This window comes from Pedobacter sp. G11 (assembly GCF_003860265.1).
In the GTDB taxonomy this organism is placed as follows: domain Bacteria; phylum Bacteroidota; class Bacteroidia; order Sphingobacteriales; family Sphingobacteriaceae; genus Pedobacter; species Pedobacter agri.
Genome location: NZ_CP034190.1, coordinates 2,173,769 through 2,195,912, shown reverse-complemented (window position 1 = coordinate 2,195,912; position 22,144 = coordinate 2,173,769). Strand labels below are relative to the sequence as shown.

At 37.6% G+C, this 22,144-nt stretch carries 17 protein-coding genes and 1 riboswitch; of the genes, 7 read left to right on the top strand and 10 right to left on the bottom strand.

Annotated features, from left to right (window positions below; genetic code table 11):
• Positions 1–125: 125 nt before the first annotated feature.
• The 4 genes from EA772_RS09570 to EA772_RS09555 all read right to left on the bottom strand — a co-directional run bounded on the left by EA772_RS09570 (position 126) and on the right by EA772_RS09555 (position 3,181).
• On the bottom strand, positions 126–734 hold the full coding sequence (locus EA772_RS09570; RefSeq protein WP_010602511.1) for an RDD family protein: 609 nt from the start codon (positions 732–734) through the stop codon (positions 126–128).
• Positions 735–796: 62 nt separating this feature from the next.
• Positions 797–1,780 (bottom strand): LiaI-LiaF-like domain-containing protein, encoded by a 984-nt coding sequence (locus EA772_RS09565; protein WP_124912733.1) that lies wholly within the window; start codon positions 1,778–1,780, stop codon positions 797–799.
• A 5-nt stretch (positions 1,781–1,785) separates the two neighbouring features.
• Positions 1,786–2,472: a PspC domain-containing protein gene (locus EA772_RS09560; RefSeq protein WP_124912731.1), complete on the bottom strand. Its 687-nt coding sequence runs from the start codon at positions 2,470–2,472 to the stop codon at positions 1,786–1,788.
• Between the two features lie 19 nt (positions 2,473–2,491).
• Positions 2,492–3,181: an SDR family oxidoreductase gene (locus tag EA772_RS09555; RefSeq protein WP_246834080.1), complete on the bottom strand. Its 690-nt coding sequence runs from the start codon at positions 3,179–3,181 to the stop codon at positions 2,492–2,494.
• 145 nt (positions 3,182–3,326) lie between these two features.
• Here EA772_RS09555 and EA772_RS09550 point away from each other — a divergent pair, with 145 nt between their 5' ends.
• From EA772_RS09550 to msrA, 5 genes are all read left to right on the top strand, one after another.
• The gene (locus EA772_RS09550; RefSeq protein ID WP_010602507.1) at positions 3,327–4,061 is read left to right on the top strand and encodes an ABC transporter permease; all 735 of its coding nucleotides are present in this window, start codon (positions 3,327–3,329) and stop codon (positions 4,059–4,061) included.
• Positions 4,061–4,813 carry an ABC transporter ATP-binding protein gene (locus tag EA772_RS09545; RefSeq protein WP_116169495.1) on the top strand — a complete coding sequence of 251 codons (753 nt, stop codon included), beginning with the start codon at positions 4,061–4,063 and terminating at the stop codon, positions 4,811–4,813. Before EA772_RS09550 ends, EA772_RS09545 begins: the two co-directional genes overlap by 1 nt.
• An 89-nt stretch (positions 4,814–4,902) precedes the next feature.
• Positions 4,903–5,784 carry a class I SAM-dependent methyltransferase gene (locus tag EA772_RS09540; protein WP_124912727.1) on the top strand — a complete coding sequence of 294 codons (882 nt, stop codon included), beginning with the start codon at positions 4,903–4,905 and terminating at the stop codon, positions 5,782–5,784.
• A 98-nt stretch (positions 5,785–5,882) separates the two neighbouring features.
• Complete coding sequence (locus tag EA772_RS09535) at positions 5,883–6,920, top strand: hypothetical protein (RefSeq protein WP_124912725.1); 1,038 nt, start codon at positions 5,883–5,885, stop codon at positions 6,918–6,920.
• A 199-nt stretch (positions 6,921–7,119) separates the two neighbouring features.
• Entirely contained in the window at positions 7,120–7,662 is a 543-nt protein-coding gene (gene msrA, locus EA772_RS09530) for a peptide-methionine (S)-S-oxide reductase MsrA (protein ID WP_371683162.1), read from the top strand.
• On the opposite strand, the gene EA772_RS09525 is transcribed toward msrA, so the two are convergent.
• The 6 genes from EA772_RS09525 to EA772_RS09500 form a co-directional block, all read right to left on the bottom strand.
• Entirely contained in the window at positions 7,663–8,751 is a 1,089-nt protein-coding gene (locus EA772_RS09525) for an acyl-CoA dehydrogenase family protein (protein WP_124912721.1), read from the bottom strand.
• 58 nt (positions 8,752–8,809) lie between these two features.
• Positions 8,810–9,430, bottom strand: coding sequence for a nicotinamide riboside transporter PnuC (pnuC, locus tag EA772_RS09520; protein ID WP_124912719.1), 621 nt, complete (start codon positions 9,428–9,430; stop codon positions 8,810–8,812).
• A 65-nt stretch (positions 9,431–9,495) separates the two neighbouring features.
• A riboswitch (TPP riboswitch) is annotated at positions 9,496–9,690 on the bottom strand.
• Between the two features lie 219 nt (positions 9,691–9,909).
• A complete protein-coding gene (locus EA772_RS09515; RefSeq protein WP_124912717.1) occupies positions 9,910–12,804 on the bottom strand; it encodes a DNA gyrase/topoisomerase IV subunit A in 2,895 nt (964 codons plus the stop codon).
• Positions 12,805–13,092: 288 nt separating this feature from the next.
• Positions 13,093–13,647 carry a C10 family peptidase gene (locus EA772_RS09510; RefSeq protein ID WP_124912715.1) on the bottom strand — a complete coding sequence of 185 codons (555 nt, stop codon included), beginning with the start codon at positions 13,645–13,647 and terminating at the stop codon, positions 13,093–13,095.
• 55 nt (positions 13,648–13,702) lie between these two features.
• Positions 13,703–14,131, bottom strand: coding sequence for an EamA family transporter (locus EA772_RS09505; protein WP_010601708.1), 429 nt, complete (start codon positions 14,129–14,131; stop codon positions 13,703–13,705).
• 82 nt (positions 14,132–14,213) lie between these two features.
• A complete protein-coding gene (locus tag EA772_RS09500; protein WP_124912713.1) occupies positions 14,214–14,708 on the bottom strand; it encodes a cytidine deaminase in 495 nt (164 codons plus the stop codon).
• A 147-nt stretch (positions 14,709–14,855) separates the two neighbouring features.
• Between EA772_RS09500 and EA772_RS09495 the strand changes: the two genes are divergently transcribed.
• Both EA772_RS09495 and EA772_RS09490 read left to right on the top strand, forming a co-directional pair.
• Complete coding sequence (locus EA772_RS09495; protein ID WP_124912711.1) at positions 14,856–19,853, top strand: translocation/assembly module TamB; 4,998 nt, start codon at positions 14,856–14,858, stop codon at positions 19,851–19,853.
• On the top strand, positions 19,837–22,137 hold the full coding sequence (locus EA772_RS09490; protein WP_124912709.1) for a BamA/TamA family outer membrane protein: 2,301 nt from the start codon (positions 19,837–19,839) through the stop codon (positions 22,135–22,137). The genes EA772_RS09495 and EA772_RS09490 overlap by 17 nt, the downstream gene beginning before the upstream one ends.
• Positions 22,138–22,144: the final 7 nt, after the last annotated feature.

Here is a 22,144-nt window from a genome sequence, read left to right as displayed (position 1 = left end):
TTGTTGGAATGTTTTGATGTTGGAATGTTGTAATATCTAATTATAGAATTAGTGAATTTTGAATGAGTGAATGATAACCGCAACTTCTGAATTCAAAACTCAATCATTAAAAACTCAATAATTAATTATATCAGCCTGTCTTTTATCACCAGGCAATCAGCCGCTATATCATGCCAGCATTGATTTTTACGGTTTAAGAAACTATATAAGTACCCGAAGAACACTGGGATAACCGATAAAATTTTAGAAAAATTTCTGGCCAATGATCGACCAAATGAAATTTGCGAACCCTCAAGATCAGTCACCTTGATGTTAAGTATCTTTTTACCGATGGTAGCTTGGGTTTTTGATGCTTCGGCAATGCTTCCATAGATAAGTTTAATGACAAAAATGGATGGAAACGGAACTAAATAAGCCATGATCCGCTGATCTTTACCTTCTATAAAAATGAAACTTAGCAGAATAACGATGCTATAAATCCCGAAAATGATAAAGTGATCAATCACTGTTGCAAGCAATCGCTGATCGAATGCGGCAAAGTACTGAGGGGCCGTTTTTTGATATTTGAAACCCAAAAGCTCACGCAATTCAGGTATTGCGTGAGCCTCTTTGTAATCATCCATACCAGGTTTTCGGATGAATGTATTTGGTGTGATGTTTAAATCACTAAGCTGTGATAAATGATAAGGCCCTTGTGGCTTTCCGTTTATAACTACGGTATATTGATCGTTCATTAGATTAAAATTTAAAGATTTCGGCTGATGCTTTAGTCTTTAAGCTTTCACCTTTGAGCTTCTTAATATCTACTAACCTCAAAGTTACTCAATCCACCATCTAAATTAATAAAGATTTTTTTGGTTGATGTTTTGTAGTTTGATGTTTCATAAACACCATCACTTAATTTTTCAAAACCATCAAAATCTTTGGCTGATAAGCCGGTTTTAGTTTTGATGCGACAACCAGAATTTGTCGGAACTTTTATTTTCACATCGGCTACGCCGGATTTAACCACCACATCGGTAATCGGCAGTAAATCACTAAATTTAATGTCTAAAGCAGCTGCACCACCATCAAAACGAAATGTACGAACTTTGTAATCAGCAAAATCGAAATTTGCCTCGCCTGCACCAAGTTTCATTAAAATATCCCAGTTTGCAGCTTTGTTTAGCTTAAAATTTACCTCATTTCCGCTATCACCAAACTTCCATTTGCTTTTTCTATCGTCCATGCTAAAAGTTAACACGGTTGCCGAATCGGTAATGAGTTTTTTCAATGAGAAGTTTCCATGTCTTTTCTTCACATCAGCATTGATCAATTCAGCAGTTTCTCCATCTAAATTGAATGAAATACCTCCACCAGAAATATTTAAAACTGTTTTTTTAGCATTTTCAGTCGCTACAAATGGCTCAGCTAATTTCAAACTATTAAACGCCGTATCATTGCTATCCTCATCGTTGTCATCATCACTGTCATTATCATCAATACTAATATCAACATCCTTTTTAAATTTATTGCCCCACCAGCCACTTCGATCGGGTTCCTGCTGACCTTTAAAAAACAAAAATCCTAAAGCAACAACCAAAACCGCAAGGGATACCATGCTTCCGGCTTGTGAATTATTTCTATTGAATAAAATGTTAACACCGGCAATGATTAAAAATATTGGCCAAAAACTCCATACGTTGCGCCAGTAAAAATCAATGATACCAAAGTTTTCGAGTAGAAGTACACCACCAATAAAAAGCAGTAAAATACCCCATATTAATCTATCTAATTTCATAACGTTTATACTTGAGGGTTAGTTGATGTTGAATTATTGTCGTTTTTTGTTTCTTCCTCGGGTACTACTGTTTCCGAAAAATCAGCGGCTTTTTTCTGCTCTTCCTGATTTTGTTGGTTTTGAAAAGCTGCCCATTCGTTTTTTCTTTTAGATTTCGCGATAATGCTAATCCCCAAGGCAATAAAAATCAATGGCCACATGAATTTGAAAAGATTTCTAATGGTGAACCATTGGGGAATAAAATCGAGTTCATGCATTAAAAAGAAACATCCTATTACCAATAAAAGTAAACCAGCTATTGTTCTGCCTGCATCATTAGATTTATTTACCCTGTTAAAATCTGGCTGTGTTTCAAAAGGTTTTTTCTCAAAATCATTTACCGGCTGAGACCAGTTGGTATTGCCTGTGGCTGAACCTGAAAAAGGATCTGGATTACCAAAGGGCGGTGTATTGGGGTTGTTTTTGTTAAAATAATCATTAAATTTTGAGAATCTTGCTGCCGGATCGTTGTTCACCGGAACAATTATCCACATGATGATATAGGCGATTAAACCGCCGCCTGCCATAAATATGGTTGATAGTACAAATAATAGCCTAACGATGGTAACCTCAACCTGCATGTAATCTGCAAGTCCTGAAGCTACACCGGCAATCATCTTATCGTGTTCATTTCTAAAAAGCTTCTTTTCCATAACGCTGTTCATTTTGTGTTTAAAAATTCAGCGGCGTAATTAAAACCTCATCAACGTTAACCCCTTTACTTAAGTTTAAAATGGTGTACAAAGTTTCTGCTATATCTTCGGGCTGAACAAATTTTTCATCTGGTATGGTTGTTCCTTCCCATGATGAAGTTTTGGTTGAACCCGGCAAAAACGCAGTTACTTTAACGTTGTGTGGCGCTAACTCTTGCCGCAATACATTGTTAAGACTTAACATCGCTGCTTTTGTTACACTATAACTGCCACCATTTTCAACGGGCGCTTTACTGGCTACTGAACAGATATTAAAGATGTGCCCACGATGCTCTGAACGCATTTTTTTTCCAAAGAATTTGCTCATGTAATAGCTTGCATTAACATTTAATGATTGCTGCATTTCAAAAGTTTCATCATCCTCATCAAGCAAACTACCAGGAATATAGGTGCCCACATTATTTACCAAAACATCGGCAAAACCAAATGCTGAATCTATTTGATCTAGAAATTTGAGTACCTCTTCCTTTATTGAGCAATCCACTGAATAAATCAAAATTTTTCGATCCGCATCAAATAATTCATCCTGTAATTGTTCAAGTTCTTTTAAACCTCTGGCTACTAATGCCAGTTGGTAGCCTTGTTGCCAAAGTTTAATTGCAATAGCCCTTCCAATTCCTTTTGTTGCTCCTGTGATTACAGCTTTCATCGTGTACGGATTAGTTTTTGTTAACAAAAAACCATATTTATATTGAAAACCACGAATATTTTTGTAATTATCAAAGAGGGTCAACTTTTTTATCGTTTCTTTGTAGTACTATAAATGATCATTTAAATTAAGCAATACATACGGAATGAATTTTACCAATTTCGGCAGATACATCCTGCTACTTAAGTCTGTATTCAGAAAGCCGGAAAAACTGAAAATATACCTTAAAGAGATCGCCAAACAAATGGATTATGTTGGTGTGGGCTCTTTAGGACTTATTGCCATCATCTCTACTTTTATTGGTGCCGTAATGACTTTACAAATTGCTTTCCAGCTGGTTAGTGATTTTATCCCAAAAACAATTATCGGTTCTGTTAACCGTGACTCTAGTATTTTAGAATTAAGCCCTACCATTAGCGCAATAGTTTTAGCCGGAAAAATAGGTTCAGCAATTTCATCAGAAATTGGTTCGATGCGTGTTACCGAGCAAATTGACGCTTTAGAGATTATGGGAATTAACGCCCCGGGTTATCTGATTCTTCCAAAAATTATTTCGGGAATTACAATGGTGCCGATGCTGGTTATCATTTCAATGTTCTTAAGTATTTCTGGTGGTTATATTGGTGGTTCAATCTCAGGTGCTGTTACTCCTGCAGAATATATTCAGGGTATTACAACAGATTTTAATCCTTATACCATTACTGTAGCGCTGGTTAAGGCTTTTGTTTTCGGCTTTATTATTACTTCCGTGCCAGCATACGAGGGTTTTTACGTTCGTGGCGGGGCTTTAGAAGTTTCACAGGCAAGTACCAGAGCCGTAGTAATTAGCTGTATCTCTATTCTTGTTTGCGATTACCTGGTTACTCAATTGTTATTATAATGATCGAAGTTAAAGATATATACAAATCATTCTCCGGAAACGAAGTTTTAAAAGGCATTTCCGGAAAATTTGAAGAAGGTGTTACCAATTTAATTATTGGTGGATCTGGCTCAGGAAAAACGACTCTGCTCAAATGTATGGTCGGTTTACACCAGCCTGATTCAGGATCAGTACTTTACGACGGTCGCGATTTTACCCCAATGACTTACGAGCAACGTATTGAAGTTCGTAAAGAAATCGGAATGCTTTTTCAAGGATCAGCGTTGTTTGATAGTATGACGGTGGAAGATAATATTATGTTTCCATTAAACATGTTTACCGATCAAACCAGGGCAGAAAAAATTGAGCGTGTAAATTTTTGTCTGGAAAGGGTTAATCTCGCCGGAAAAAATAAACTGTTCCCGGCAGAACTTTCAGGGGGGATGAAAAAGCGTGTGGGTATTGCCCGGGCCATTTCTATGAATCCCAAATACTTATTTTGTGATGAGCCTAACTCAGGTTTAGATCCAAAAACTTCCATTGTAATTGATGAATTGATTCAGGAAATTACTGAAGAGTTTAAAACGACAACCATTGTGGTAACCCACGATATGAACTCCGTAATGGGTATTGGCGATTACATTTTATTTTTACACGAGGGGAAAAAATTCTGGGAGGGCAGCAACAAAGAAATTGCGCACACGGATATTCAGGAGCTTAATGACTTCGTATTTGCAAGCCGTTTTATGAAAGCCGCTAAAGATAAGTTTTAACTTTAATCGTCATTGCGAGGCACTATGCAATTTTATTAGATATTTAGATTGCTTTATATTTCTCCGTGACGGACCACATAGAATAATACATGATACAATTACTTGCCCCTACTCATTGGAAAGATTATGAACTGATTGATTGCGGGGATTTTGAAAAATTAGAACGTTTTGGTAATGCTATTTTGATCAGACCTGAACCTCAGGCCGTTTGGAAGAAAACGTTATCAGAACAAGAGTGGAAAAAAACAGCTAATATCACCTTCAGAGGCCGCTCTGCAACTTCTGGAGAATGGGTTAAAAAAAATCAATCCATGCCAGACCGCTGGCACGTAGAATACAAAAACAACGAAGTTGCCATCAAGCTTAGGTTAGGGTTAACCTCTTTCAAACATGTTGGCGTATTCCCGGAACAGGCTGTTAACTGGGATTTTATCTCTTCTTCTATCAAGAAATTTAAAACCCCACAGCCAAAAGTGCTGAACCTTTTTGCTTATACCGGTGCTGCATCTCTAATTGCAAATGCCGCTGGTGCAGACACAACACATGTTGATTCAATTAAACAGGTGGTAACCTGGGCAAACGAAAACCAGGAACTTTCGGGTTTAAAAAACACCCGCTGGATGGTAGAAGATGCCTTAAAGTTCGTAAAAAAAGAACTAAAACGAGGCAAAAAATACAATGGCATCATTTTGGATCCCCCAGCCTATGGCCACGGCCCAAATGGCGAAAAATGGAAACTGGAAGATCACATCCAGGAAATGATGCAAGATGTTGTTCAGCTTCTGGATGAAAAAGAGCACTTCTTAATCCTGAATACCTATTCTTTAGGATTTTCTTCAGTTATTGTAGAAAATCTAATCCGCACATCATTCCCTAGCGTTAAAAATTTAGAAACAGGTGAATTATATTTACAAGCCACTGCAGGCGTTAAATTACCTTTAGGTGTTTTTGGCAAATTCTGCAATGTGTAAATGTTGATTACTTTATTTTAAACTTCCAGATTTCCATCCTACTTTCATGCACAACAGATTCGGAAAAACTGTCTAAACTTTAATACTTTATAATATCTATGAAATTTCCTCAATTAGCGGGCACTCTAATCCTTGGGTTTGCTGCAATCAGCTTATTTGCCAACTGCAACGCAGATGGTAAGAGCGGAAGTGGCGCAAGCGCTGACACATCCAAAAAGAAAACAGATTCTACTGTCAACATTATGAAACCCGTTGATAGAAAACTGTATGATTCACTAGATAAAAAACTTGCTAACGGAGATACTACAGGCAGATGGCCGGTAAAAAATCAACCTACACCATTGGCTGGTGCCATTTTACCATTTAAACGTATTGTAGTTTATTATGGTAATCTTCATTCGAAAAAAATGGGTGCTTTGGGCGAATATGCACCTAAAGAAATGTGGCAACGCCTGAATACAGAAGTAAAGAAATGGGAAAAAGCAGACCCTACTACTCCGGTTCAGCCAGGCTTGCACTACATTGCAGCTGTTGCAAGTGGAACTGCAGGTAAAGATGGAAAATATATTAACCGTATGGGCAACAAGCAGATCGATTCAGTTTTGAAGATCTCGAAGATGCAACCCAATACAATCGTATTTTTAGATCTTCAGGTTGCACTAAGTACCATTAAGGCAGAATTACCGCATATTGAAAAATATTTACAGTTACCATATGTTCATTTAGGTATCGATCCGGAGTTTTCGATGAAAGATGGTTCTCTACCCGGCAAAAAAATTGGAACTTATGATGCGGCCGATATTAATTACGTTACCGGATACTTGGCTGATATGGTTAAAAAATACAATTTGCCTCCAAAAGTTTTTGTGTTACACCGATTTACCAAGAAGATGGTAACCAATTCACAAAACATCAAATTACGCCCTGAAGTACAGGTAGTGATGCACATGGATGGATGGGGTGAGCCGGAATTGAAAAAAGGAACTTACAGACACTTTATTCAAAGTGAGCCTGTTCAGTTTACTGGTTTCAAGTTGTTTTATAAAAACGATCTGAAAAAAGCTCCAAATAGATTAATGACTCCGGAAGAGTTATTGAAACTAACTCCAAAACCAATTTACGTTCAATACCAATAATATACTTTCGTAAAATACTAAATCCTCATTCATTCATTTGAATGAGGATTTTTTTATTTAGAATAAGCCAGCATAGCACTTTACTGGCTGGTAGAAATCTTCGATACGTTGAAATTTAATGCACTGAAAGTCAATTCAATGCACAATATCTTTACGTTTCAAAAATCTATACTGGCATAGTTTTCGTTAGATTATGCTTATGCAAAAAGCAACATTTGGCGGTGGCTGTTTTTGGTGCACCGAAGCAATATTTCAAACTATTAATGGTGTGAAAAAGGTGACTTCAGGTTATATGGGCGGTGAGTTAAAACACCCAACCTATATGGAAATTTCTCATGGGGATACCGGCCATGCAGAGGTTATTGAAATTGAATTTGATGAAGAAGTAATATCTTTTCGTGATCTGGCACTCATCTTTTTCAAGACACATAATCCCACAACACTTAACAAACAAGGGAATGATATTGGCAGCCAATACCGTTCAGTAATTTTCTATCATCATAACATTCAAAAACAGGAAGTTGAACAGCTTGTTGCTCACCTGGAGCAAGAAAATGTTTTTGAAAACCCAATTGTAACTGAGATTCTTCCCGCTACCGATTTTTATGAAGCTGAAGATTATCATCAGGATTATTTTAATCAAAACCAAAGCAAGCCTTATTGTACGTTTGTGATTCAGCCGAAACTAAATAAGTTTGCCAGCGACTTTAAAGAAAAGATTAAACCTGAACTTCTGGAATAATTAGTTTTCGAAGGTGAGTAAAGCATGTTGACTTGCAGTATGCATATCTCGCCAAACGCGATTAATTTCACTATCTTTTTTCGCTGCTTCAAGGCCGCAGTAGGGAAAAAGCAAATCTGCTGATCTCCGGCATGCATGAGCGAGTTTTCTGCTCAATGCACTTACTTGGAACAATACATTCGTGTCGATTATACCTGTATTGATCAACTGCTCCCACGACTGATCAAATGCGGCATAAAATTCAATCTTTAAATCGGAAACTTCTGCTTTACAAGTATTGAGTACGGAAGTAAAATAAGTAATCTGATCTTTCTGATATCTTTTCAAACCTGATCTTGAGAAGAATGCATCTTCCACCAACGTGATAAAATGATTTGCCATACCTAAACTATTCACCGCCAAAGTGGTTTCAGCGAGTTGTAAAAAAGGATAGTCAAATCCCTCATCACTTACTTCTATAGTATCGTTAATTTTGAAAGTTCTGTTTAGAGGAACTTCAAGGTTATTCACTTCAAAGGCGTGACTTCCGGTGGCAATTAAACCAAAATAAGACCACCCGGCTAAAATTTCTACTTCTGCTTTTTTAAGGATAAATGATTTAATTTCCGGATTGCCATCCACATCCAGCACATCTGATCCATCATCATTTTTAAGCACACAATTGGCCGTAAAAATTGTGGCATGTAAGGCACCACTGGCGTATTTCCAATGCCCGTTTACCAGGTAACCGTTACTGCTCTTTACTGCGGTACCGCCAACTGCACCACTGCCTGCAAAACAAACGCGTGGATCTGCAAAAACTTCTTTTGCCAGTTCAGAATCTAAAAATCCGGCAAACCATGCCGCTCCTGCACAAAGGGTAACGGTCCATCCCAAACTTCCATCGGCTTCCGCTAGTTCTTCTTCCAGCCTTAATATTTCAGGAAGTTTTTTACCTGCACCACCATAAATTGCTGGTACAAACAGCTTAAACCAGTTTTCCTGATAAGCAAGCGTTAAGATTTCGGGATGCAACGCTCCCATTTCTTCAGATTGTGCTGCGAATGCCCTTACTTTCTCTTGCCAGGTTGGGGTTAATGTATTTTGCATAAATGAATTATAATCTAAGAACCAACGAAAATTCATGTGATTCTTCAAGTTTCAACTATTAAACTGTTTTCAACGTCTTCTTTCCGATGATTTTTTTCCAATCCATAAATCCAAAGATGGCTACCACAAATAGAAATATGGTTAAACAGCCCATTAAAGGAAGTTTTTTGTGAAACAACAAAGGGATGGCTACGATATTGGAAATGTTGAGAAAAATCCAGTTTTCTATTTTTCGTTTAGCTAAAAGCCACATTCCGGCCCAGGCTGTTGAGGAAACAAAGGCATCGAGCAGCGGAACATCAGAATCGGTATGGTTGCGCAATGCAAAGTAAAGTATCCCAAATCCAAGCACAGATATGAGAATAGCAATTCCGATTTCATTCTTGGTGCTCCATGCCACCTGATTTTCGCCATCTTGTTTACGCTTTTTCCAGATAATCCAGCCATAAACACTCATCACCAAATAGTATATACTCAAAAGCATTTCCGCATATAGCTTTACATTTAGCAGTAAGTACATGGAAAGCAAAATAGATACAATACCCGTTGGATATAACCAGATGTTGTTTTTTTTCGCCAGTAAAACCTCTGATACGCCAAAGCCCACTGCTAACCATTCGATAATTGATGTGTGTAAAATCTGCTCTTGAAAAAGCCTGAACCACTCTTGAAAATCCATTTACAATACTTTTTGTCTTACGACCGATAAAAAATAATTGAAACTGCTTTCAGGGCGAAACAGTATTGTAAATTTAACCTCTTCCCTACGTCGGCATTATCCGAATCAGGTGCATCAAAAGGTAAGGTGTAAGTCAGAAGGCATAAGGTCAAAACCCTAAACCTTAAGACTAATGCCTTAAGCCTCTTAAATGGGTGTAATCTCAGCCTTTTGTTTGCTACAGAAATTGCAAAATTCAAAAAGCACCCCTTTGAGTAGGGCAAATATAGTTTTTAAATTGAAAGATTTTGGTTTTATTTCAATTGTCAATGTCGAAAATTTTCGGTCATTGCGAAATCAATTTGCCATCGATTGAAGCAATTTCATTTGTGATGATTGCTTATTTAAATGAAACTGCCAGGTTCCAATAAAATATCGGAACCTAGCAACAATGATTGATAAGTTAATACCCAGAATGACAAATAGCAGATTAAACCCTACTAAAACAATCCTAGCTGCCCTTTATCATCAATTTCTATATCATTAGGGTTAGTAATTTCGAAATCAACTTTCTTAACGGGTTTTTCTTCTACTTTAGGCTTTTCCTGAGTCTTTGGTTCCTCTTTTTTCGCAGGAGCTGGTTTTGGCGTTTCAACCGGCTGTTCAACAATCGGCTTTTCTTCCACAACAGGTTTTTCCTGCACTACCGGATCGGCTTTACGTTCAAATTTCGGTTTTGGTTTTTCTTCAGCAGGCACTTTTTCAGCCCCTTCAGTTTCTACTTCGCCGGCAACTGCTGGTTCCGTAACTTCATCCTGCGTTAAATTTTCATCTTCACCTGAAGGTTCATTTCCTCCCCCATCTTCATTTTCATCAATTTCCTCAGGCTCAACTTCAGGCTCTTCCAATTGTACCTTCTGCACATCGTGTGGCGACAAACGATTGCCATTTGCTTTCAGGCCTTTCACATCAATCAACTCAGCCAATAATAAATCCAGTGTTTCCGGAATTTGGGTTTTACCTTTCAGCACATCAACAATTACTTTGGCCCCGGCGTTAGCGGTTAAAAACAATAATCGCGATTTTGGTTCTTCGCTGATAAATACAACTTTCTTACCATTAGATTGTAACTCGAAATTGAATCGTTTAATGAAGTAATTTTGTGCTTTGCCATCAAAATGTACAGCCGCAAATACCTTTTCTGCATCGAACTTCTCAATTAAAAGCAAGCCATCATCAAAGTGGTTACTCAATTCGAACGAACTCAATTCATAGTAACCATCCTTATGCACCTGTAAAATCCGGTCATCACCGTCAAATTCCCCGAGGTACTTCCCTCTGCCATCAACATTTAAGCGTTTCAGCAAGTCATCATACCAAATTTTAAGTCCTGACAAGGTGGAAACACCTTTGCTTTTCAGGATAATTTTTTTAACCGGATATTTAGAAACAATATTTCCCTGAGAACCCCGACCTTTAATTGCCACTTCAGCAAAATCAAGGTCGAATTGGAGTTTGCGTAATTTAGAATGCGGTTTCAACGCCACGTTCACCACTTCAGCTTCACCATTTGGGTTAGCTGTGAAATATAAAATTTTCGATCCTTTTGAACCCTTTGTTAAATCGTATTCTTTATCGCGTGTTACGCCAACAACTGCAAAACGTTTAATGTAAGATGTGCCTGTAGAGCCATCTTTATAAATCATGTTGTAGATGGTCCGTTCATCATTTTTCTTGAATACCTGCGCATGAATAATTCCCTTACCAACAAAAGTTTTATCAGCCACCTTAGTGATCATGCATTTTCCATCTTCGCGGAAAACAATTACCTCATCAATATCCGAGCAATCTGCAATAAACTCATCTTTACGTAAGCCCGTTCCGATAAAACCATCCTGGCGATTCATGTATAGCTTCACATTTGCCAACGCCACTTTCGATGCTTCTACCCGATCAAACAAACGGATTTCCGTTCTTCGTTCTCTACCTTTTCCGTACTTATCCTTTAAACGCTGAAACCATGCAATTGCATAGTCGGTTAAATGTTTCAGATGATTTTTAACGATCTTAATTTCATCTTCCAGGTTTTTCATCTGCTCATCGGCCTTTTTCACATCAAATCGGGTGATGCTACTCATGGGCTTATCAATCAGCTTTTTAAAATCCTCAGGTAAAATTTCGCGGTAAAGTGAAGGTTTAAAAGGATCGAACAATAAATGTAAAACCTCTACTACCGTATCGAAGTTGGATGAATTTTCATATTCAGGATTTTTATACATCCCCTCCTGAATAAATATTTTAAGTAATGAACTGAAGAAGATTTTCTCCTGCAACTCGTGCAAGCGAATCTCCAGTTCCTTTTTTAGGAGACTTTTGGTATGTTTTGTATTCTCAATCAGGATATCGTTCACACTTAAAAAATGTGGCTTATCATCCTGAATGATACAAGTATTTGGTGAAATGGAAACCTCGCAGGCAGTGAACGCATAGAGGGCATCAATGGTTACGTCAGGTGAAATGCCTGGCGCCAAATGCACAATAATTTCCACATTTGCGGCGGTACTGTCTTCAATTTTTTTGATTTTGATTTTGCCCTTATCATTGGCAGCCAAAATACTGTCGATTACTGAACTTGTGGTGGTACTGTAAGGCACCTCAGTAATTACTAAAGTCTTTTTGTCTTTTTCGGTAATTTTAGCACGTACGCGGATTTTACCACCACGCTGACCTTCATTATAATTCGAAAAATCTGCTGCACCGCCTGTAAAAAAATCGGGTAAAATATTCGGCCGGGTACCTTTCAGCGCATCGATAGAAGCATCAAGAAGTTCAACAAAATTATGCGGCATTACTTTGGTTGCCAAACCAACCGCAATACCTTCTGCCCCTTGAGCCAATAACAATGGAAATTTTACTGGTAAAGTAATCGGTTCGTTGTTTCGCCCATCGTAGCTCAACTGCCATTCTGTGGTATCAGGGTTGAAAACAACTTCATTTGCAAATTTTGATAAACGAGCCTCGATGTAACGTGGTGCCGCTGCACTATCACCAGTAATTGGATCGCCCCAGTTACCCTGCATATCAATCAGTAAATCTTTCTGACCAATCTGCACCATCGCATCGCCAATCGAAGCATCGCCATGCGGATGATACTTCATTGTATTACCAATTACGTTTGCCGCCTTATTGAAACGTCCATCATCCATCTCTTTCAGCGAGTGCATAATCCGGCGCTGTACAGGTTTTAATCCATCGTGAATGTGCGGAACCGCCCTATCCAGAATTACATAAGAAGCGTAATCGAGGAACCAGTTTTCGTACAAACCGTTAATTGGGGTAATCGTATGTTTATGTTCTTCGTTTGGATTTAGGTTTTGGTCTGATTCTTCACTCATTTATCTACAGAAATTGGCAGCCGTAAATATAATAAAAATGATCGCACAGTGTAAATACAGGTTATTCACATTTAAAAATCGCCATTTCTTTACTTGTGATTTGGAAAGCAGGGTTCAAATCTTTTTTTGAAAGCCTCGTCCTGCTTTCCGCTTTATCTTTTAGTCATGCTTCGCCTTCGCTCAGCATGTTAACTAAAAGGATGCCGCTGCAATCAGGTTTAAGAACTCCTTTCAGCGTTTTTTAATTCAAAACCAGCAAAAAATTTATCAGATACTCCAGAATAATTTTTACAGTAAGCGATAGGTGATAATGTTAGTGCCCTGCATAGCCTGTACCCTCTTTTTTACATCGCTAATCACCATTGGGTAGGCATTATTGAAATCTCTGCTATAAGCTATGAAATCGCCACTTTCACTTTTGCCATCAATAACCCACATATGCCACAAGTTTTGACCGGAAACTAGAGAAATAATCACTTTACGTCCGCTTGCCAACTCATCTGAGATGGTTTTATAAAGTGCGTTAAAAGGAAAATTAGCATTTCTCTGGTTTTGAAATTGCTGCTTAAATTTAACTCCGTTTATTGTTTTACCATTGAAGTTACCAAATGTTCCATCATTCTTATTTCTCCAACTATTCTGCAAGCCAAAATAATTATCACTCAACTTACGATTGTATTTCAAAATCATTTCAATTGATGAAGGAATGCAGGAAGAAGGATAAATCTGTTGATGTTTATTTACCGTTTCTAAAATTGAATGTCTTTGTTGGGCAATTGAACTAAAAGTTATTAAGCCAAAAGCTACCCATATACGAAGAGAGCGAAAAAATAATGTCTTCATTGAGGATGATTAGATTCATTAAATGTAAACCTAATCATTCTATTCTCAAAGAAATTTATTCGCTTGAATCTGACAGTGCAATCAACACCGCTCCTGCAATCATTACCGTACCACCTACAACAAGTTGCCAGGTGATTTTTTCTTTCAAAAAAATAATGGATAGCACAATGGCAATCACCAGCGAAGTTCGCTCAATGGTTGCCACGTAAGATGCCGGCCCCATTGATAATGCTTTGTAAGAAAACAATGTAGATAGTGATGTAAACACGCCTGCCGATAGGAGGAATATCCAGGCATTTTTTTCTATTCCTTTCCAATCGCTAAAATTTCCCTGATAAAATACTACGGCCCAGGTGATTAATAAAATCAATACTGCCTGAATCGCAAAAGCCAGACTCGAATCTACATTTTTCAATCCTGCTTTTGTGAGCACAATTACCAAAGCTGCTGAAATTGCGGCCAGCGCCGCCCATACAATCCACATAGTTATCTCTTTTCTACATAACAGTAGAAACGATAAATAGATTGTAACAAAAAACAATAAGGCAATAACAGCTAAATCCTGTTTATGCTTTTACCGCCAGCCTATCTTCTACGAAGGAAAACGGCAACAGACTTTGAACACTTGGTACTTTTAAAATCTCACCTTTCAAACAATAAAAGATCACCTCAATTGGTGCCGATTGCTTACGCTCAAACTCAGCCATTACCTGCAGGCAACCGCCACAGGAAGTTACGGGTTTTAAAATTTCAAAAGCATCTGTTTGAGCGGTGATGGCCATACTTTCAATTACAGCATCTGGATAATTGGAGCCAATTGAAAATAGGGCTACGCGTTCAGCACATAAGCCTGATGGATAAGCAAGATTTTCCTGATTGCTACCCAGAATGATTTCTCCTGAGGCTAGCCTGATTGCTGTACCCACTCTAAACTTTGAGTATGGAGAGTAAGAACCAGCCAATGCCTGTTCAGATAATTTGCAAAGTTCAGCATCATTTTCTTTCAATTCATCAATTCCGGCGTACTGCTCGAAGCTTATATTAAGATTTAATAATTTCATTTTTAATTGATTATCAAACCGCCAATGTTAAATTTTTATAGCGGGCGAACAATTTAGTTTATTTTTTGTATTAAATATAAAATCTGCCATAAAATTAATTTTAATGGCATGCTTTTAGCATTTCACAACCACCAAACATGATCCGCTTTGAATAAATACGTACGTAAAAGTTTAAAAGTCCTGCTTTGGGTTATTGCCTCAATCATCATCCTTGTTGTTGGTATAGCCCTCTCGCTTAACATCCCTGCTGTACAAAATTTTGTGAAGGGTAAGGCTATTAACTACCTCAAAACCAAAACTAAAACAGAGGTCAGCCTTGAAAGTATTAAAATCGCTTTACCAAAAGATGTAGTACTAAACAAGTTTTACATTGAAGATTTAAAAGGCGACACCTTACTATATGCCGAAAAATTAGCGGTAGATATCAGCCTGTTCAAGCTGCTGAAAAATACAGTTGAAATCAACAACGTTGAACTAAAAAATATACGGGCCAATGTCAAAAGAATAAGTCCGGATACTACTTTTAATTTTTCTTTCCTGGTAGATGCTTTCATGAGCGACCAAAAAAAACCGGAAGAAAAGGTTGATAAGGATACTACTTCCACATTAAAATTCTCGGTTGATAAGGTTTCTTTCGAAGATATCGGTTTAACTTATCGTGATGATGTTGCAGGAAACGATGTTAAACTATATTTAGGTGCATTTAAAACGAAACTGAAAACTTTTGATTTAGCCGGTCAGCATTATGTTATAAAAGACTTAAGCCTAAATAATACTTCCCTCAGATATCTTCAGCAAAAACCTTTGGTAGAATTGGTTCAACATGTAACCAACAGCGTAGACAGTAGCCAGAAAGCTGCCGGAAAACTTCCTTTGATCGAGGTAGAAAATTTTGCTTTTAGTAATGTCAAAGTAAATTACGATGATCAGATTTCAACTACCAAAGCCATAGCTGATGTAAATGAGTTAGGCCTGGTTAACCTTAAGGTTGATTTAACAAACAGCAAATACACCGTTGAGGATGCAAAATTGAATAAATCAAATATTTTGTTTGCTTTCAAACCAGCTCCAAGTAACGATTTGAAAAAGGTAAAAGATACTGTAGTGCCTGAAAAATCGCCTTTGGGCTTAATGATTAAGAATATTAGCCTGGCAGACAACAACGTTCAGTTTAACAATTTGGGGGCAAAAGCCGCTCCTAAAGGAATGGATTTTAACCATTTAAAAATTACCGGGCTAACATTTGGTGCCGGCGATGTCAGCTATAGTGCCGATGGAATAAAAGCCAATGTCAAAAATGGATCGCTAAAAGAAAAAAGTGGCTTTGCCTTAAATGAGCTGAAAGGAAACGCAGTTTACAACGATAAACAAATTAAGCTGACCAACTTTGTTTTAAAAACGCCTAATACAACTATTGAAAATGCCACTGAGTTGAATTTTACGTCAATGGATGATTTAACAAAACATCCGGAAAGGGTAAAATTAGCTTTGAGCCTGAAAAACACTTCGATTGGTTTAAAAGATGCAGGTTATTTTAGTGATGCCATTCCAGCAAATTATCGCAATGAAAAAATCAAAATCAATGCTGATGTTAATGGATATTTAAATAACCTTAACATTCCTCGATTACAAATTAGTGGGTTAAAAAATACGCAGATTGATATTAGCGGTACCGCAAAAGGGTTGCCTGATATTAATAAAACCTTCCTCGATTTAAACATTAAAAAGCTTTATGTTACCAAGAGCGATATCCTTGTTGCCGTACCAAGAAAATCACTTCCGCCAAGCATCGAACTGCCAAATGTGATCAATGCAAAAGGAAAGTTTACAGGCTCCATGACGGATTTCAACACCAATATGAATATCCAAACGGATATGGGTGGGGCCATTTTAACAGCAGCCATGAAAGGCCCGAAAGGGAGAGAAAGTTATAAGGCAGATGTCGCTTTAAATAACTTCAACGTTGGTCGATTGTTGAAGATGCAACCTAAATTGGGGCGTGTTTCGGTAAAGGCCAATGTTGCCGGAACCGGATTGGACCCGAAAAAAATAAATGCAAAATTTAATGCCCGTGTTTTAAGTGCTTATTATAACAAATACACGTACCGCAATTTAAACCTTGCTGGTACCTATGCCAATCAAAATGTGGCCATAAAAGGCAGCATGCCAGATAGTAATGCTAATTTTGTACTTGATGCGAAAGCGAGTTTGGCGGGCAAATATCCTGCAGTGAAGGCTGATTTGAATTTAAAGTCGTTAAACCTTCAGGCCCTAAATTTCAGTCCAACTGTTTTAAGTGCTGCAGGTTTGGTAAAGGTTGATTTGAAAACAGCCGATGCCGATTATCTAAATGGTGCCGTGGATATTACAGGTTTACAACTTGTAAAAGATGCGCAAAGAATTAATGTTGATACCATTTCTGTTAGAGCGAAAACTACCGATACAGAAAATGAACTTACACTGAAATCCGAAATCATATCGGCCAAAATTGATGGTAAATACCAGTTAACTAAAGTTGGCAGTGCAATCATCAATGAAATAAATAAATATTACGCTTTCGGTACGGTAACTAAAATTCCTGATCAGCGTTTGAGATTTGCAGTACAAATTTATGATTCTAAATTATTAAAACAGTTTGTACCAGAATTAACGGTTTTCAAACAGTCTCAGTTTTATGGATTAATTGATACGCAAAAAGACAGCTTGCAAATTAAGGGGAACTTCCCACAAGTGGTTTATGGCGATTTTAAAGTAGACACCACGGTTTTAAATATTAATAATGATAACAACAAACTGGCTTATGCATTAACTGTTAAAAGTTTGCAAAGCCCGTCAGTTGCACTATTTAATACCGAGGTAAGCGGCGATGCAGCAAATAATAACTTAGGTGTAAACATATTCCTTCGCGATAGACAAAGAAAAGATAAATATGTAATTGGCGGAACATTTCAATCCATTAACAAGGATTTCAAGTTCAGCTTAGATCCTCAAAAATTACTGTTGGATTACCAGAAATGGGTAGTTTCTCAAGATAACTATATCCAGTTTGGTGCATCTGGAATTTTGGTTAACCAATTTCAAATCAGCAATAGTGGTCAATCTTTAGCTATCAATAGTAACCCTACGCAGCCAAATGCACCACTATCGGTCGAATTTAAAGATTTTCAATTGGAAACTTTAACCAAGTTTGCCGAAACTGATACAACATTAGTTGGCGGTCGATTGAATGGAACAGCGAATGTAAAAGATTTGGCTTCTACACCTAAGTTCGAAGCAAATTTAACTATTGATCAACTACGTTATCAAAAAGATGAATTGGGAACATTGCGTGTTGCAGTGAACAACAATACCCAAAATGCTTTTGAAGTTAATGTTGCCCTATCAGGTGTGCATGAGTTAAGGGTAAATGGTTTTTATTATACGGCTCCGCAAAGCGCATTGGATTTAACGGTTAATATCGATAAAATAGAGATGAAAAACATTGAAAGTTTATCGCAAGGCCAACTGAAAAACGGAACAGGAACATTAACCGGAGCACTTTCGGTGAAAGGTGCTCTAACTGCGCCAAAAATATTGGGCGACTTAACGTTCAATAATGCTGGTATAAATGTAGCTTATGTGAATTCTTATTTCCGTATGCCGAATGAAAAAATATCGTTCACTAATGAAGGGATTGCGTTCAATAACTTCACCATGCTGGATTCATTAAATCAAAAAGCGACTATAAATGGCAAGGTTTATACCACTGATTTTAAAAACTATCGTTTTGGTTTAGATATCAGGATGAATAATTTCAGGGCCATCAATTCTACTGCAGCCGATAATGATATGATTTACGGTACTGTGTTTTTAACCAGTGACATCAAAGTCAGGGGCGATTTAAATCAGCCCGATGTGAACATGAACATCACGGTAAATAAGGGAACTAAATTCTTCTTCGCATTGCCGGCTAATGATCCATCAATCATTGATCAGGAAGGAATCGTTCAATTTATTGATGCAGATGCGCCACCATTTAATGGTCAGAAAGCTTTGAAGGTAGATAGCATCAGCAAGTCTCCGATTAAAGGGATAAACCTGGTTGCTGCAGTTAAAATTGATCCTGAAGCGGAATTAAATGTTGTTGTCGATCCAGCAAATGGCGATGCGCTAAATATTAAAGGCGATGCAGATTTAAACGCAACCATGGATCCTAGTGGAAAAATCAGCCTAACTGGTCGTTACGAGGTTGTTGATGGTTCATATAATCTTTCTGTTGGTCCGTTAGGTAAAAAGGAGTTTAGAATTGTTAAAGGAAGTACAATTATCTGGACAGGCGAACCAACAGAGGCCAATGTTAATTTATCGGCTATGTATGAGGTTAATGCTGCCCCTATCGATTTATTAAACCAGCCTGACCTTGTTCAGGCTAAGACGAAAATTCCTTTCCAAGTATATTTGATGATGAAGGGAGAATTGCTAAAACCTATCATATCATTCAAAATTGACATGCCGGAAAATGAACGGGCTACAGATATTGGAAGTTTAGCCTACACCCGACTTCAAAATGTTAATCGTGATGAAAGCGAATTGAACAAACAAGTATTTGCTTTACTGGCGCTAAACCGGTTCATAGCCAATAACCCTTTCGAAAGTTTATCCGGAGGTGGCGGCGGCGTTTCAACACTTGCCCGTTCAAGCGTAAGTAAATTATTAACAGAGCAATTGAATAACCTGACATCGGATTTAATTCAGGGCGTGGATCTTAATTTCGGAGTAAATTCTTCTGAAGATTATTCAACAGGATCATTACAACAAAAAACCGATTTAGAGGTTGGCTTATCGAAAAAACTATTAAACGACAGGTTAACAGTTTCAGTAGGTAGTTCATTCGCGCTGGAAGGCCCGCAGGCACCAGGAGAAAAATCAACAGATATCGCCGGAAATGTAAATGTAGAATACGCCTTATCTGCCGATGGAAGATATCGACTAAGGGCTTACAGACGTAATCAAAACGACGTTATTGTACAAGGACAAATTATTGAGACAGGTTTAGGATTTACCTTAGTTGTAGATTACAACAAATTCAGGGAGATATTCCAGAAGAAACGAAATAGAAGAACAAGAAACATTGAACAGAAAGCACAAGATGAGAAAACTAACTAGACCTATTTTATTTGTATTGGCCTGTTTAGTTTATGCGGGCTGTAGCAGTACGAAATCCCTAAAACCCGGACAGATTTTATATACTGGAGCAGACATTATTATTAATCCTGATTCTTCGGGAAAAATTGACGATGAGAAACAGGTAAAGGCAGATCTGAAAAGTAAAACCAGGCCTCGCCCGAACAATAAAATAAAACTGGCTATATATAACTTTGCCGGCGAACCAAAAAAACCAAAAGGGTTAAGAAACTGGATTAGAAAAAAAGGTGAGCCACCTGTACTTTTAAGTGAAGTAAAACTAAAATATAATAATGATGTATTAACCAGTTATCTGTTAAGTGAGGGTTACCTGCAGGCTGCAGTAACCGGTGATACAGTAGTGAAGGATAAAAAAGGTAAGGCAATTTATACTGCAGTTACCGGCGAAAGATATAAAATTAATAAAGTTACCTTTCCGCCAGACTCAGGCGTTTTAACCAGAATTATTAATGCCAACAAAGATAAAACCTTACTTAAAGTTGGCGATTTTTATGATCTTGACGTTTACAAAAACGAACGTGTAAGGATTGACAATGATTTAAAAGAGAATGGTTATTTCTACTTTAGTCCTGATTATTTAATTATGCAGGTAGATAGTACCATTGGCAAAAACCTGGTAAATGTTACGGTGAAAGTTAAAGATATTGCACCTGATGCAGGCCTGAAACCTTATACCATTAAAAATATTAATATCTATCCTAATTATTCCTTGCGCAGAGATTCCACGCTTCGTCAGTTAAAACCTTTGCAGTATCACGATTTTAATATTTATGATGATCGGAACACATTCAAACCAAGATTATTTGATCGATTGGTGTTCTTTCAAAAAGGAGAGGTTTATAACCGTAAAGACCACAACCAATCATTAAACCGAATGGTAAATGTTGGTGCCTTTCAGGATGTAAGGGCAGAATTTTTACCAGTTGACAGTTTCAAAAATAATCAGCTCGATTTAAATATCTACTTAACCCCATTGAAGAAAAACTCGCTTTCATTCTCGGTTACGGGAACCAGCAAATCGAACAATTTTGTGGGCTCGGAAGTTAAAGTTACCCAAACCACTAGAAACCTTTTTAGGGGTGCTGAGCAACTGGATTTAAGTGTTAGCGGTGGTTTTGAAACGCAAACGAGAGGAACATCTTTGGGCAGAAATTCACTTTCTTTAACTGCAGAAGGTAAATTGACCTTCCCGAGGTTTATTGTACCTTTTTATAAACCGAACAGTACCACAGCATTTATACCAAAAACAATTGCCTCATTGTCTTACCAAATGTTAAACCGTGGTTCTGAATATACCTTACACGCTTTTAAAGGAGAATTTGGTTATAATTTTAAGGAAAATCAATACAAGGAACATAATTTGAATCCTATATCTGTGAGTTACATATCTACCGGTTTTCCATCCACAAAAACCAGAGATAGCTTATATGAAGTAAACCCACTTCTGAGAACAACTTTGGAGAACCAGTTCATCATTGGAAGTAATTATAACTTTACCTACACCAACCAAATGGAAACGAACCGCAGAAACAATACTTTCTTCTACGGTGCTATTGAAACTGGTGGTAACTTATGGGGCACATTTGTACCGAAAGATGCTGAAGGAAAACGTTCGATTTTCAATGTGCCTTTATCTCAGTTTGTAAGGTTAGAGGCTGATTTAAGAGATTACTACAAGATAACCAGAAACCTAACCTGGGCCAACCGGTTGAATGTTGGTTATGGATACGCCTATGGCAATAGTACTTCTTTGCCATTTGTTAGGCAATTTTTTGCTGGCGGAAGTAACGACATCAGGGCGTTTCCAGCCAGAACTTTAGGTCCGGGAACTTATAAAGTAGCAGATGACGCTATTTTTGCCGATCAGGGCGGTGATATTAAGTTAATGCTTAATTCAGAACTTAGGTTTAAACTGGTAAGCATTTTATACGGTGCCTTATTCGTAGATGCGGGTAACGTTTGGCTACGTAAAGAAGATACTGGTATACCTGGAACAACGAATAATGGGCGGCCAGGTTCAGAATTTAAACTTAAAAATGCACTCAGCGAATTAGCCGTGGGAACGGGAGCAGGTTTACGTGTTGATGCCACTATTTTCGTGATCAGGTTAGATGTCGCATTTCCTGTTCGTAAGCCTTACCTGGCAGAAGGCCAGAGATGGGTATTTGATGATATTGCCTTTGGCAATAAAGACTGGCGCAGACAAAATTTAATTTTTAATATCGGGATAGGTTATCCATTTTAGTTTTTCA

Coding starts and splice junctions, on each gene's coding strand:
- EA772_RS09570 (WP_010602511.1), bottom strand. CDS start 734: ATGAACGATCAATATACCGTAGTTATAAACGGAAAGCCACAAGGGCCT.
- EA772_RS09565 (WP_124912733.1), bottom strand. CDS start 1,780: ATGAAATTAGATAGATTAATATGGGGTATTTTACTGCTTTTTATTGGT.
- EA772_RS09560 (WP_124912731.1), bottom strand. CDS start 2,472: ATGGAAAAGAAGCTTTTTAGAAATGAACACGATAAGATGATTGCCGGT.
- EA772_RS09555 (WP_246834080.1), bottom strand. CDS start 3,181: ATGAAAGCTGTAATCACAGGAGCAACAAAAGGAATTGGAAGGGCTATT.
- EA772_RS09550 (WP_010602507.1), top strand. CDS start 3,327: ATGAATTTTACCAATTTCGGCAGATACATCCTGCTACTTAAGTCTGTA.
- EA772_RS09545 (WP_116169495.1), top strand. CDS start 4,061: ATGATCGAAGTTAAAGATATATACAAATCATTCTCCGGAAACGAAGTT.
- EA772_RS09540 (WP_124912727.1), top strand. CDS start 4,903: ATGATACAATTACTTGCCCCTACTCATTGGAAAGATTATGAACTGATT.
- EA772_RS09535 (WP_124912725.1), top strand. CDS start 5,883: ATGAAATTTCCTCAATTAGCGGGCACTCTAATCCTTGGGTTTGCTGCA.
- msrA (WP_371683162.1), top strand. CDS start 7,120: ATGCAAAAAGCAACATTTGGCGGTGGCTGTTTTTGGTGCACCGAAGCA.
- EA772_RS09525 (WP_124912721.1), bottom strand. CDS start 8,751: ATGCAAAATACATTAACCCCAACCTGGCAAGAGAAAGTAAGGGCATTC.
- pnuC (WP_124912719.1), bottom strand. CDS start 9,430: ATGGATTTTCAAGAGTGGTTCAGGCTTTTTCAAGAGCAGATTTTACAC.
- EA772_RS09515 (WP_124912717.1), bottom strand. CDS start 12,804: ATGAGTGAAGAATCAGACCAAAACCTAAATCCAAACGAAGAACATAAA.
- EA772_RS09510 (WP_124912715.1), bottom strand. CDS start 13,647: ATGAAGACATTATTTTTTCGCTCTCTTCGTATATGGGTAGCTTTTGGC.
- EA772_RS09505 (WP_010601708.1), bottom strand. CDS start 14,131: ATGTGGATTGTATGGGCGGCGCTGGCCGCAATTTCAGCAGCTTTGGTA.
- EA772_RS09500 (WP_124912713.1), bottom strand. CDS start 14,708: ATGAAATTATTAAATCTTAATATAAGCTTCGAGCAGTACGCCGGAATT.
- EA772_RS09490 (WP_124912709.1), top strand. CDS start 19,837: ATGAGAAAACTAACTAGACCTATTTTATTTGTATTGGCCTGTTTAGTT.